This is a genomic window from Pseudomonas sp. BO3-4 (assembly GCF_034044115.1).
GTDB lineage: Bacteria > Pseudomonadota > Gammaproteobacteria > Pseudomonadales > Pseudomonadaceae > Aquipseudomonas > Aquipseudomonas alloputida.
Window position 1 is genome coordinate 3254998 of record NZ_CP139018.1, and the last position, 12939, is coordinate 3267936.

At 65.8% G+C, this 12939-nt stretch carries 12 protein-coding genes; 3 read left to right on the forward strand and 9 right to left on the reverse strand.

Features of this window, described 5'->3' with window-relative positions:
- Positions 1-65 precede the first annotated feature (65 nt).
- The 3 genes from REH59_RS15200 to REH59_RS15210 are packed head-to-tail and all read left to right on the forward strand — an operon-like array spanning position 66 to position 3204.
- Entirely contained in the window at positions 66-794 is a 729-nt protein-coding gene (locus tag REH59_RS15200; RefSeq protein ID WP_014862030.1) for an ABC transporter permease, read from the forward strand.
- Positions 795-832: 38 nt separating this feature from the next.
- Positions 833-2263 carry an amidohydrolase family protein gene (locus tag REH59_RS15205; RefSeq protein ID WP_014862031.1) on the forward strand — a complete coding sequence of 477 codons (1431 nt, stop codon included), beginning with the start codon at positions 833-835 and terminating at the stop codon, positions 2261-2263.
- On the forward strand, positions 2260-3204 hold the full coding sequence (locus REH59_RS15210; protein WP_014862032.1) for a PDR/VanB family oxidoreductase: 945 nt from the start codon (positions 2260-2262) through the stop codon (positions 3202-3204). The genes REH59_RS15205 and REH59_RS15210 overlap by 4 nt, the downstream gene beginning before the upstream one ends.
- Positions 3205-3282: 78 nt before the next feature.
- On the opposite strand, the gene REH59_RS15215 is transcribed toward REH59_RS15210, so the two are convergent.
- Genes REH59_RS15215 through REH59_RS15255 form a run of 9 tightly spaced genes read right to left on the reverse strand, consistent with a single transcriptional unit; the run spans position 3283 to position 12929 of the window.
- The gene (locus REH59_RS15215) at positions 3283-4065 is read right to left on the reverse strand and encodes a cyclase family protein (protein ID WP_014862033.1); all 783 of its coding nucleotides are present in this window, start codon (positions 4063-4065) and stop codon (positions 3283-3285) included.
- Positions 4062-5048 (reverse strand): NAD-dependent epimerase/dehydratase family protein, encoded by a 987-nt coding sequence (locus REH59_RS15220; RefSeq protein ID WP_014862034.1) that lies wholly within the window; start codon positions 5046-5048, stop codon positions 4062-4064. The genes REH59_RS15215 and REH59_RS15220 overlap by 4 nt, the downstream gene beginning before the upstream one ends.
- The gene (locus tag REH59_RS15225) at positions 5039-6031 is read right to left on the reverse strand and encodes a fumarylacetoacetate hydrolase family protein (protein WP_010954090.1); all 993 of its coding nucleotides are present in this window, start codon (positions 6029-6031) and stop codon (positions 5039-5041) included. Before REH59_RS15225 ends, REH59_RS15220 begins: the two co-directional genes overlap by 10 nt.
- Positions 6028-6600: a cupin domain-containing protein gene (locus tag REH59_RS15230; protein ID WP_014862035.1), complete on the reverse strand. Its 573-nt coding sequence runs from the start codon at positions 6598-6600 to the stop codon at positions 6028-6030. The genes REH59_RS15225 and REH59_RS15230 overlap by 4 nt, the downstream gene beginning before the upstream one ends.
- An 11-nt stretch (positions 6601-6611) precedes the next feature.
- Entirely contained in the window at positions 6612-6776 is a 165-nt protein-coding gene (locus REH59_RS15235) for a hypothetical protein (RefSeq protein WP_014862036.1), read from the reverse strand.
- Positions 6773-7963 (reverse strand): MFS transporter, encoded by a 1191-nt coding sequence (locus REH59_RS15240; protein ID WP_014862037.1) that lies wholly within the window; start codon positions 7961-7963, stop codon positions 6773-6775. Before REH59_RS15240 ends, REH59_RS15235 begins: the two co-directional genes overlap by 4 nt.
- Positions 7953-10442, reverse strand: a complete 2490-nt coding sequence (locus REH59_RS15245; protein ID WP_121783510.1) for an efflux RND transporter permease subunit — start codon at positions 10440-10442, stop codon at positions 7953-7955. Before REH59_RS15245 ends, REH59_RS15240 begins: the two co-directional genes overlap by 11 nt.
- Before the next feature lie 3 nt (positions 10443-10445).
- Entirely contained in the window at positions 10446-11507 is a 1062-nt protein-coding gene (locus REH59_RS15250; RefSeq protein ID WP_014861065.1) for a WD40/YVTN/BNR-like repeat-containing protein, read from the reverse strand.
- A 54-nt stretch (positions 11508-11561) separates the two neighbouring features.
- The gene (locus REH59_RS15255; protein WP_014861066.1) at positions 11562-12929 is read right to left on the reverse strand and encodes a DUF1329 domain-containing protein; all 1368 of its coding nucleotides are present in this window, start codon (positions 12927-12929) and stop codon (positions 11562-11564) included.
- Positions 12930-12939 lie beyond the last annotated feature (10 nt).

The window sequence follows — 12939 nt, forward strand, 5'->3', positions numbered from 1 at the left end:
CCTCTACTCCCTGGCTACGCCACCCTTCCGTACTACGCATCGTTTCACCACTACTGGTTGGCGCCTTGCTGCTCGGCGTCTGGCAACTGGCATGCATCGCCTGGAAAGTCCCGGTGTACCTGGTACCGTCACCGGCCGATATCGGCCGCACCCTGGTCGCCGATGGCCCGATGCTGCTGGGGGCACTGTGGATGACCCTGAAGATCACCTTCCTGTCATTCGCCCTCGCCGTTGTCATCGGCACGCTGGCGGCGTTCGTGTTCGTGCAGAGCCGCGTCGTGGAGGCCAGTCTGTTTCCCTACGCGATTCTGCTGCAGGTCACGCCGGTGGTGGCCATCGCGCCGCTGATCATCATCTGGTGCAGCGACACGACCTTGGCGTTGGTGATCTGCGCCACGCTGGTGGCGATCTTCCCGATCATCGCCAACACCGTCCTGGGCCTGCGCAGCGTCAACCCTGGCCTGCTCAACCTGTTCCACCTGAACCGTGCCAGCCGCTGGCAAGTGCTGTTGCGCCTGCGCATTCCCAGCGCCTTACCGTGCTTTTTCGCTGGCCTGCGCATCGCCAGTGGCTTGGCATTGATCGGCGCGGTGGTGGCCGAGTTCGTCGCCGGTACGGGCGGCACGGGTGCGGGCCTGGCCTATCAGATCCTGCAGGCGGGATTCCAGCTCAACATCCCCCGCCTATTCGCCGCCCTGGTGTTGATCGCCCTGACCGGCGTGGCGCTGTTCAGCCTGATGGCGTTGCTGGCGCGCTTGAGCCTGCGCCACTGGCACGAAAGCGAACTGGGCTGACTTCCATGCAAAACGCCGTACTGCCTATGGAGACGAACATGAAACACAGCAACAGCTGGCTGATCCGTAACGCCAGCGCCATCCTCACTGGCCTGCGCGGCGGCGCCGCGCGCCATGTCGGGCCGGACATCCGTATCACCCAGGGGCGTATCGCCGCCCTGGGCTCGCTGCAACCGTTACCAGGTGAGCAAGTGCTCGATGCCACCGATTGCGTGGTGTATCCAGGCTGGGTGAACACCCATCACCATCTGTTCCAGTCCTTGCTCAAGGGCATTCCCGCTGGCATCGACCAGAGCCTCGGTGCCTGGTTGGGGGCCGTGCCCTATCGCTATCGCGGGCTGTTCGATGAGCACAGTTTTCGCTTGGCCGCACGGGTCGGGCTGGTGGAGCTGGCCCGTTCCGGCTGCAGCACGGTGGCCGACCATCATTACCTGTACTTGCCAGGCATGGCCTTCGACAGCGCACAGATCCTCTTCGAAGAAGCCGAGCGCCTGGGACTGCGTTTCGTCCTTTGCCGGGGCGGCGCAACCCAGGTACGTCAGGCGGAAGGCCCCGCGACGGCCGGACCTGAGACCCTCAAGCAGTACCTGGACGATGTTCAGCGCTTGGTGCAGGTCTACCATGATCCCGCCGATGATGCCTGGCGCCGTGTGGTAATGGCGCCGACCAGCCCGCCCTACTCCATGCCGCCCGAGCACCTGCGGGAGACCGCCCGCACCGCACGCCGCCTGGGCATCCGCCTGCACAGCCATTTGAGCGAAACCGTGGAGTACCAGAACGAAGTCCATGATCGCCACGGCCTCTCGCCCGTGGTGTTCTGCGCGGAGCAGGAATGGCTCGGGCCGGACGTGTGGTTCGCGCACCTGGTCAAGCTGAGCGCCGAAGAAATCCAGCTGCTGGGCGCCACCGGCACCGGCATCGCCCACTGCCCACAAAGCAATGGCCGGCTTGGCAGTGGTATCGCAGATATCGTTGCCATGGAGGCTGCAGGCATGTCGGTTTCGATCGGCGTGGATGGCGCTGCCTCCAACGAAGCCTGCGACATGATCAGCGAAACCCACGCCGCCTGGCTGATGCAAAGGGCCAAGGCCGGCGAACGCGCCATGGCCCGCCATGCCGGCGGCGATCTGGAGGGCGGTGCCCATGTCGCCAGCGTGGAGGACGTTGTGCGCTGGGGCACAGCAGGTGGCGCCCAGGTGCTGGGCCTGGACGCCATCGGCACGCTGCAGGTCGGCATGGCGGCGGACCTGGCGATCTACCGCCTCGATCAACCCCGCTACTTCGGTCTGCATGATCTGGGTATCGCGCCAGTGGTTGGCGGTGGCCGTCCGACGCTGCGGGCATTGCTGGTGGGCGGCCGCCTGAGCGTGGAAAACGATGCGCTTCCTGGCTTGGACCTGGCCGAACTGGGCAGCCAGGCGCGGCAGGCTGTACTTCGCCTGCAACAGGCCGCGGGGGTACGCGCATGAGCTGGACGCCTCTGCAGGTGCGGGCCCTGCGCCTTGAAGCCGACGACGTGCTAGGTGTGGAACTGGCCCCGCCGAGTCCTGCTCCCCTGCCCTTCGACTGGGCACCCGGTGCTCATGTGGACCTGCGCCTGGGCAATGGCGTGGTACGCCAATACTCAGTGGTCAGCCTGCCCGAGGACGGTCATGTATACCTGGGCATCAAGCGCGAAAAAGCCTCCCGCGGCGGCTCGCAATGGCTGCACGAGCACCTGCGGCTGGGTGCCCGGGTGGAGGTGGGCCTGCCGCGCAACTTCTTTAACCTGCAACCTGGCACTGGACAGGTCGTCTTGGTGGCCGCAGGCATAGGAGTCACGCCACTGCTCGCCATGTACCGGCAATGCCAAGCGCAAGGTCGGTCGGTGCGCTTGCTGTTTTTCACCCGCGATGCCAAACAGGTGCCTTTTGTCCAGTACCTCGATGCGAATACCGAGGTTCATGCAGGCTTGCGCGCCCCGATGATCGCCGGGTACCTGGAGGAACACCTGCCGGCCTGGGACGGCAGCGCAAGCCTCTATTGCTGTGGCCCTGCAGGTTTCATGGATTGTGTTGAGCACGTCGCGCTGGCAAGCGGCTGGCCAACCACGGCGCTTCATCGCGAACATTTCCAGGCCGCAGAACCCACCTTGCACGTGGAGCGTCACTGCACACTGGTGCTACAGCGCAGTCGTCTTCAGGTCGAGGTGCAACCGGGCGAAAGTTTGGTACAAGCAGCATCGCGGGCTGGCGTGGAGCTACCCGTGTCATGTGGGATGGGTATCTGCGGCGCCTGTGTCAGCCGGGTCATCGAGGGGCAGCTTGATCACCGCGACGAGTACCTCAGCGATGCCCAGCGCAACAGCGGAGAATGGATAACGCCCTGCGTATCGGGCTGCCACAGCGCCCGGTTGGTGCTGGACGTTTGACCATCGCCCGCAGCTGCCCGACGGCCAACGGCTGACGGCAGCTGCGCACGCCCGCTCCTTTCGCCCATGGCTTTGTCCCTAATCGAAGATCGCTACCGCCCGGACGAAGCCGGCTGAGGCATGCCGGATCTTGTAAGGGAAGCAACTTACCAGAAACCCATCCGCCGGTAGCTGCTCCAGATTGGCCAGCTTCTCCATCTGCCCATAGCCGATATCACGCCCGGCCTTATGGCCCTCCCAAATGATCGAGGCGTCGCCCGTTTCACTGAAGCGTTCGCGGGTGAACTTGAATGGCGCATCCCAACTCCAGGCATCGGTACCGACCACCCTCACCCCGCGCTCCAGCAGGTACAAGGTCGCCTCGCGGCCCATCCCCACTCCGGCTTCGAGATAGCCTGGCTGGCCGAACAAGCTGCCCGCGCGGGTGTTGACAAGCACGATCTCCAGCGGCTGCAGCTCATGACCAATACGCGCAAGCTCCGCCTCGACCTGCGCCGCAGTGACCACGTGGCCATCCGCCATATGACGAAAATCCAGCTTCACCCCCGGCTGCAGGCACCACTCCAGCGGCAGTTCGTCGATGCCGAAGGCCGGCTTGCCACCGTCGGTGGTGGATGCGTAGTGCCAGGGCGCGTCCATGTGAGTACCGCTGTGAGTGGTGATCTGCAGGCGCTCCGCCGCCCAGGACTCGTCGCCCGGCAGGTCCTCCTTGCGCAGCCCGGGAAACATCGCGGCCATCTCCGGCCAACCCTGCTGATGATCCATATAATCGATCTTCGGCAGCAAAGGTGGCGGATCAGTGTAAGGGTTGTTGTCCAGGGTGACAGACAGGTCCAGCAAGCGACGTGTGTTCAAGCTCATACGAGGATTCCTTTGCGGATGGCCGCGCGACGGGTGTGGCGCGGCGGCAAGTCGAGGGCATTACGCAGCAGCCCGGCCACTGAACCGTCGTGGCAGAAGCCCAGTTCGCGGGCAAACGAGGTACGCAACGGTGGGTAGCGGCCAAACAGGCTTTCGAGCTGGGGATCGGGGGCGAAGGCGATGCGCTCACGGTTGGCCTCGCCAACAACAGCCGCCAGCCCGTTCAGCACCTGGGCGATGGTCAAATGCAGCACGGGCAGTTGCCAAACCCGCTGGCTGCCCGGGTCTTCCAGCTCGGCGGCGTGCAGCAGGTTGTCCACGCAACAACGGGCCGACATCCACCAGGCGCTCGCTTCGGGTGACACCGGGCAGGTGTAGGCCTCCCCGGCCACATAGGCGTGCAACAGGTCGCTCATGAACGCCGAGCGCAGACCATTCGGCTCGCGCGGGCGAGCAACGATACCGGGCAAGCGCAAGGCGCGGCCGTCAACCTCGCCACGGCGGGCAAGGTCCTGCAACGCGATCTCCACCATGCGTTTGTGCGCCGCATAGGACAGCTGGGGCGACGCTGGCTGGCCTTCGTCCATGCGCGTCGGCAACTTGCCGCCGTACACCGCGACGCTGCTGGCGTACACCAGCACCGGTGGACAGAGGGGATTACGCAGTTGGTCGAGCAGCTCCAGGCTTGCTTGCAGGTTTACCTGGTAACCCCGTTCGTACTGCGCCTCGGCAGCGCCGCCAGGCACGCTGACGAGATGGAAGACCACGTCGACACCGTCAGCCAGCACTCGACGCAGCAAGGCCGCGTCAGTGACGCTACCGTGATGGCGACGCAGGCGCGCGTCTTCGGGCAGGCCATCCAGTGCCTGATCCAGCGCCAGCAGTGCCTCGATTCGCCGCCCGCGCAGCTCGCCCAGGTCCAGCAGGCGCTGCACCAACTGGCGCCCGACGAAGCCATTGGCCCCGGTGACCATCACTCGCATGGCCAGCCTCCCCGCACCACGCGCTGGTCAATCGCCCCGAACAGCACCTCGCCCTCGGGCCCGCGAGCCTCCATGCGCACCCGGTCGCCAAAGCGCATGAAGGCCGTGCGCGGCGCACCGCAGGCGATGGTTTCGATGGCGCGGCGCTCGGCGATGCACGCCGAGCCCACGCTGCGCTCGGCGTTGGACACGGTGCCGGAGCCCAGTAGCGTGCCCGCACTCAAGCGTCGCGTCAGCGCCGCATGGGCAATCAACTGGTGGAAACCGAAGTGCATGGCGCCGCCATGCGGATGGCCGAACCACTCGCCGTTCCAGTGCACGTGCAGCGGCAAGTGCACCCGGCCGTCGCGCCAGGCCTCGCCGAGTTCGTCCGGGGTGACCGCGACGGGCGCGAAACTGCTGGCGGGCTTGGCCTGGAGAAAGCCGAAGCCGGTCTTCATTTCCCGCGGTGCCAGGGCCCGCAGGCTGACATCGTTGAGTTGCAGGATCAGGCGAACATGCTGCAAGGCCTGCTCCGCCGGGCATCCCATGGGTACGTCATCGAGCAACACCGCGAACTCGCCCTCGAAGTCGATGCCGTGGGCCTCGCTGGGCAAGGGAATGTCCGCGAGTGGCCCGAGAAAGTCGTCGCTGGCACCCTGGTAAATCAGTGGTGTGTGCTCGACGCCTTCGATCGGGTCCAGGTTGAAGGCCTTCTGCATCAACGCGCCATGGCTGAGGAAGCACGAGCCATCCAGCCATTGGCTGGCACGCGGCAGGGGCGCAGCCAGTCGAGCGAGGTCGAGCGCGAAGGCACCCGCAACCGCATCGTCGTTGAGCTGCTGATACAGAGCCTGCAAGCGGGCTTCGACCTGGGGCCAGTTTTCCAGCGCGACCTGCAAGCTGGTGGCGATGTCGCTGGCATCGACCGCATGCCCGAGGTCACGGGCCACCACCAGCAGGCGACCATCGCGGCTGCCGTCGTCGAACGTGGCGAGCTTCATGGCAGCAGCTCCTTGAGCGTCTCGGCATAACGCCCATCGAGCAGGATGAAGACCATCCGGGCCATCTGTTCGCTGCGGTTGCTCCAAGCGTGGTTGGTACCGCGCTGGACCACGATATCGCCCCGTTTGAGGTGGACTTCGCCATCGTCCAGCACCAGCCAGACCTCGCCCTCGGTAACGATGCCGTAGTCCAGGGTTTCGGTGCGGTGCATCAGCTTGTGCTTCGAGTCGGCTTTGCCCGTGCCGGCACTCGCCTCGCCGATCTCGGCGAAGGCAGCGGCTGCATCTTCGGCACTGACCTGGTTCTGCACGCTGTCAGGCGGTATGTCCACCACGCGAATCACGCTGCCCAGCGGGCCAGGGCTCAATTGCAGCGGCTGCGCTGTCGGATCATTGCCGTTGTCCAGTGTCGCCGGGCTGCCGACACTGTTCCAGACTTCGTAGAACAGGGTGCCAGGCACCGCCTTGAGTGGGAAGTTGTTCGGTGTCGGGCCGCAACTGGCGACGACCGCCTGGCCCTCGGCATCGTGGCCGGTGACTACACGTTTGAATGCAGGAAGCGATTGCATGCTGTCTCCTTTCAATTGCCGTCGCCGATGGTCGAGCCACCGTCGACAATAAGATTCTGTCCGCTGATGAACGCTGCGCCTTCAGCCATGGCCGGTAGGCGCGTGCTGGTCAGCCACATGGCGCTGCGCAGAGAGCGACTGGCACCGGCTCGCCCGCCAAGGAAAATTTCGTTCATCGTGCACCTGCCACCGTCACCGCACGCCGGTGGCGCATCAAGGACAGGCACACAGGCGCCAGTAGCAGTTGTCCGATGGCGACCAGCAGCAGTGCATGCGGCAGTTGCGTAGCCACACCAGCGGTCAATGCCAGGACGATCAATGGACTGACGAACTCACCCGCGAAAATCGCCGAAGTGAACCCACCCGTGGCACGGCCGCGCTGATCGAAGCCAACCTGCTGCATCACCAGGGTGATCAGCGTCGGCAGCAACAGCCCAACACCCAGGCCGTTGATCAGCACCGCCAGCACCACTGGCGCGTGGCTGCTCGCCAGCGCCATCAGGCCGCCACCGAGCCCCGCCGTGGCAAAGCCCAAGGCCAGCAACCGCCCAGCCGGCAAGCGCGCCAGTAAGCGAAAAGCCAGTGCGCCGGCCAACACGCCGAGCTGGTTGGCGCCCATGGCCAGGCCGACCTGACGGGGCGCATCTATGTGCAGTAACTGCAGCACGTAACCGGCCTGTACCGGGACGATGAACAGGCTGACGCCAGCCAGCACGGTGAGCAGGTATAACGGCGTCAGGGCCGCCCATGGAAAACGCGAATCGACGGTGGCTTCGCTGGCGGTCTGGCAGGCACGCGGCTCCCACAACAGCAGGGCCATCAAGGGCAGGCACAGCGCACCCACCGCATAGAGGGTGAACGGTGTCCGCCAGTCGCTTTCCCCCAGCGCACCGCCCACGCCCATGAACAACGCCGCCGCCAACGAGGTGACCACCATCTGCAAAGCGAACAACCGCGCCCGGCGCTGGCCGTCGAAGTAGTCACCCATCAGCGTGGTGCAACAGGTCATGATGCCGGCTTCGGCCAAGCCGATGCCGGCGCGGCTGGCGACAATCAGCACCAGCGAGTCCAGCCACAACGGCAACAAACCGCACAGGCTGTAGAGCAACATGCTCGCCAGCAGCAGTGCTCGCCGCCCCACACGGTCTGCCAACACCCCGGCCAGCGGCGCCAACAAGGCTATCACCAGTGCCGGCAACGTCAGGGCCACCGGCACCAGCACGGCCACGCCCGGCGTCTCGGCAAAATGCGCGTGCATGCGGGGTAGCACCGGTGCGATGAGCACCGCCCCCAGGACGGGCAGGCAACTGCCGAACAGCAGCAAGGCAGCCTGGGCGCTTCCGGCGGTGCGTTCAGCGGCCATGGCTCACCTCCTCCAGTGGGCGAAAACTGGCGCCCTGCTCCAGCATCCCGCTGCTGTGCTCGCGCCTTGTGTGCTCATGCGCCGGCAATGTCAGCTGCTCGGTACAGGCCTTGCGGTGCGGCAACAGGAAGTAGGCCAACGCCGGCAGCAGGATCAATGCGCCGACCATGTTCCAGACGAACATGAATGCCAGCAGCACGCCCATGTCGGCCTGGAACTTGATCGGCGAGAAGATCCAGGTACCAACGCCGATGGCCAGGGTGATACCGGTGAGCATGACCACCTTGCCGGTGAACAGCAGCGCGCGGTAATACGCCTGGGACAGGCTCGCGCCTTGGCGCAGCTGGGCCAGCACGATGCTCATCACATACAGCGCGTAGTCCACGCCGATGCCGACCCCAAGGGCGATCACCGGCAGGGTCGCCACCTTCACGCCAATACCCAGCGCCACCATCAGCGCTTCGCAGAGGATCGAGGTGAGTACCAGTGGCAGCACCGCGCAGAGCACCGCGCGCCAGGAGCGGAAGGTCACCAGGCAGAGCACGATCACCGCGCCGTAGACCCACCAGAGCATGTCGCGGTTGGCCTGCTTGACCACCTGGTTGGTGGCAGCCTCGATGCCTGCACTGCCGGCAGCCATGAGGAAGCTGGCCTGCTCGCTGTCGTTGGCCTGGGCAAACGCCTGGACGCTGTCGACCACCCGCGCCAGGGTGTCGGCCTTGTGATCGTTCAGGTAGGCATAGAGCGTCAGCAGGCTGCAGTCGTCGTTGTACAGCCCGCGCGGGGCACCGGCGGTGACCATGTTCAGGGTCGCCTGGTTGTTGACCAGGTCATACCACTTCGGGCTGCCTTCGGAGAGGCCGACCAGCACCCGGCGGTTGAGCAACGCCAACGAGTTTGTCGAGTCCACGCCCTGCAGGCCACGCAGTTGCCAGTCGAGGTCATCCACGTGTTTCAAGGTGCCGTAGGCCGAACAGCCACCGGGGGCGGTGCGCACCATCACCGCGAACACATCGCTGCTGGCGCCGTAGTGCCGGGTGACGAAGGCATTGTCGCGGTTGTAGCGCGAATCGGCGCGCAGCTCGGGAGCGCCGGCGTCGAGGTCGCCGACCTTCAGGTGCAGGCTCACGGCGTAGCCCCCGGCAGCCATCAGCGCAGCGACGGCGATGCACGCCGCCGCCCAGCGCCGGCGGGTGAACAGGTCGAGGAAGCGCCACACCGCATGCTTGCCCGCTCCGCTGGCCTCGCCCTCTTCAGCGCGCAGGCTGCGCCGCGCCGCACGGGCACTGACGCCCACGTAGGAGAGCAGCACCGGCAGCAGAATCAGGTTGGTGAAGATCAGCACCGCCACGCCCAGGCTGGCGATGACGGCCAGGTCCTGGATCACCTGTATCTGAATGATCATGAGCACGGCAAAACCAACCGCATCGCATAGCAGCGCGGTGAGCCCGGCCAGAAATAACCGGCGGAAGGTGAACCGCGCTGCCACAAGGCGATGCATACCGCGGCCGATGTCCTGCATGATGCCGTTCATCTTCTGGGCGCCATGGCTCATGCCAATGGCGAACACCAGGAACGGTACCAGCACCGAATAGGGGTCGAGCGCGTAACCCAGCAGTGGCAGCAGGCCGAGCTGCCAGATCACTGCCACCAGCGAACACACCACCACCAGCGCGGTGCTGCGCACACAGCGGGTGTACCAGTACAGCACGGCGGCGGTGATGGCAATGGCGGCGGCAAAGAACAGCAGGATCTGCCGCAGGCCGTCCATGAGGTCGCCGACGACCTTGGCGAAACCGGTGATGTGGATCTCCACCCCCTGCGCCTGGAAGCGCTCGCGCAGGGTTTCCAGCTCATGGGCGAAGGCCGTGTAGTCGAGGGCCTGGCCGTCCGGGGTCTTCTCCAGCAGCGGCACGTAGACAATGCTCGAACGCTGGTCGAAGGCCACAAGTTGACCAATCTCGTTGGAGCGTTCCACGTTGCGCTTGAGCGCTTCCAGGCTAGCGGCAGCGCCATCGTAGCCGTCGGGCACCACCGGGCCACCTTCCAGGCCCTCCTCGGTGACTCCGGTCCAGCGGGTGGACGGCGTCCACAGCGACTTCATCGCCGCACGGTCGACGCCAGGCAGCAGGTATACCGCGTCGTTGAGCTGCTGCAGGCTGTGCAGGTAGTCCTTGTCGTAGATGCTACCGCGCGGATTGGCCACGGCGATGCGCACCGCGTTGCCCAGGCCGGCGAGTTCCTGGCGGTGCTCCAGATAGTTGTGGATGAACGGATGATCGCGCGGGATCATCTTCTCGAAGCTGGCATTGAGGGTCAGGCGCGAGGCCTGCCAGCCGAGCAGCAAGGTCGCCGCCAGGCACAGCAGCAACACCAGCACACGGTGGTTGAAGAGCGCACGTTCCAGCAGCGAGCCGGACGCGCTGTCGAAGTCGTCGAGATGGCCGCTGGAAGGCGCAGATGAATTCATGACGTGCATGGTTCAGTCCGTCGTGGTGGAAAGAGAGGAAGGTTCCAGGCGGCGCGCACCGGCCATGCCGACGGCGACGATGGAGCCATCGGCGGCGGTGGTAGCGGCGGTCAGTGGCAGGCCATCGGAGACCGCCACGGGCTGGGCGACAAAGGCGCCGAGGCCGCTGCGCAGGAGCATCCCTGCCTGGTTGGCGAGCAACAACTGGCCACCGGCGACGCGCAGGCCGTTGATCGATGCCGGGATCGGGTTGGCTAGCGCCTGGAAACTGTCGCCACCGTCGTCAGAGGCGAACAGCGAACCGCGCAGGCCGCCGAGCAGCAGACGGCCATCAGGCAACACGGTGGCGGCGAAGTAGCTGCCATCGTAGGGCCCGTGCAGCGCCTCGTAATGCTCACCGCCATCACGCGAGCGAAGCAGCAGGCCCTGCTCGCCGGCGATGTACACCTGGTTGCCTTGGCGCGCCAGGGCATACAGGTGCAGTCCACGCCCGTTCGGCAGTCGGCCGATCTCCGACTGCCAGCTGCGCCCGCCGTCGGCGGTGCGCATGGCCACCCCGTAGGCACCCACGACCAGGCCGTTGCGGGCATCGGTGAAATTCAGGGCCAACAACGGCTTGTCCGCGCCGTCGGCCAGCAGCCGTTGCGCCGCCGCCAGGCGACGCTCGTCTGAGGCAGCCTCGGCTGCCTGCACCTCCAGGGCGGCGGCGCGCTTGCCGTCGAGCTGCACGCTCCAGTGCTCACCACCGTCCTGGCTGTGCAAGACCACGCCGGCATGGCCGACCGCCCAGCCGTTGCGGGCGTCGATGAACTGCACGGCGGTCAGGCTGACACCCACCGGCACGGCAGTGGCCTGGCGCCAGGTGGCACCATTGTCATCGGACAGCAGTACCACGCCACGTTCACCCACCGCGACCAGGCGTGCATCGGCCCGGGCCACATCCTGCAACACCGCACGCAGGGCCTGGGGGCCGTGCAGCGCGGGCTGCGCGAGCACATCCACGCTGTCACCGGCGAACGCCGGCGGCAGCCCGCAACAGGCTGCCAGCAGCCAGCCGTAGAGCATCTTGTTCATCGCACGCAACCTTTTGTTCTTAGAGTCGGTACTGCACCTGCGCAGCGCGCCTGCTCAGCGCACACCCTCGCCGGCCATGGCGTCGGCGGTGAACACCGAGTCCTTGTAGGGCGGCACGATGCGGTACTGTTCGTTCTTGCCTGCGAACAGGTCACCGGCGAACCAGGCACCGGAGAGCAGGTCGTAGAAGCCGTTGGTCAAGGTCACCACACCCGGCAGGTCAGGCAGCACCACCGGCGATGTCCAGACCACCTTGGCCAACTGGTTGCGGGCGTCATAGCGCTCGCCCAGCACGGCAGCCCAGGTGTCTTCGTCGAGGTAGTAGGTGCTACGCGGCATCACATGACGCTGGCCATTCTTCAGCGTCGCCTCCACCTCCCACACACGGTGCAGCTCCCAGCGGATGGCGTCGGGGTTCAGGTGATGGGGGGCCAACAGCGCCTCGGCGTTGCTGGCGGTGAACACCTTGTTGGCGTTGTAGGGGATGTACATCTCCTTCTTGCCCACCAGCTTCCAGTCGAAGCGATCAAGACGACCGTTGAACACGTACAGCTCATCGAAGCTCATGACGCCGGCGGTGGCCGGGGTCGGCGTGTCGCAGCAGGCGTTGGGCAGGCGACGCACACGGCGCTGACCAGGCAGGTAGGTCCAGACCGCAGCTTTGTCGGCGTTGAGATTCTCAAGGCCGGTAATGGACTCCCCGGCACGCAGGGGCGGGCCGTCGTTGGTCATGCGGATGGACCAGAACACACCCTTGTCGCCACTGCCACCGGGCAGGTACCAGGGCATCTGCAAATCGGCCCGCGAGTCATTGGTGAGCACGTGCTTGCCGTCGGCGGTGGTCAGGTACTGATTGAAGCTGGCGTGCCAGGACGCACCCCGCCAACGCAGCAGGTGGTTCCACATGGCTTCCACGCCATTGGCCGGGATCGGGAACGGGATGCCGCCGGATGCGCCTTCGGGCATGGGGCCGGCGGGGCCGTCCACCAGCTTGCCGCTGGTGGCGTTGGCGAGGGTGGCGTCGTACACCGACTGCGGAGCGGCAGCGCTGCGGCGTGTCGGGTAGACGTCGAGACGATAGCTGTCCGGGTACTTCTTCAGCATGGCCTGGATGCCCGGCGTCAGCTTGTCGGCATACTGCGCCATGTTCTGCGCGGTGATGCTCAACAGCCGCTTGTCGCTGGCGAACGGATCGCCACGCTTGCCGCCTTCCTTATAGGCCGGGTCGGCCTGGATGTAGCCACCGGTCCAGGCAGGAATGCTGCCATCCGCATTGCCGGCCCGCTCGCCACCGAGCGGGGTCAGGCTGGTCTTGAGCATGGCCGCCTGCTCGGCGGGCACTGCGGCAACGGCGCCGTGGGCCAATAGCAGCGAGGCACTCAGGGCAGTGAGCAGGGAAACGACTTTATTATTGTGTTTCATCGGGTGGTCC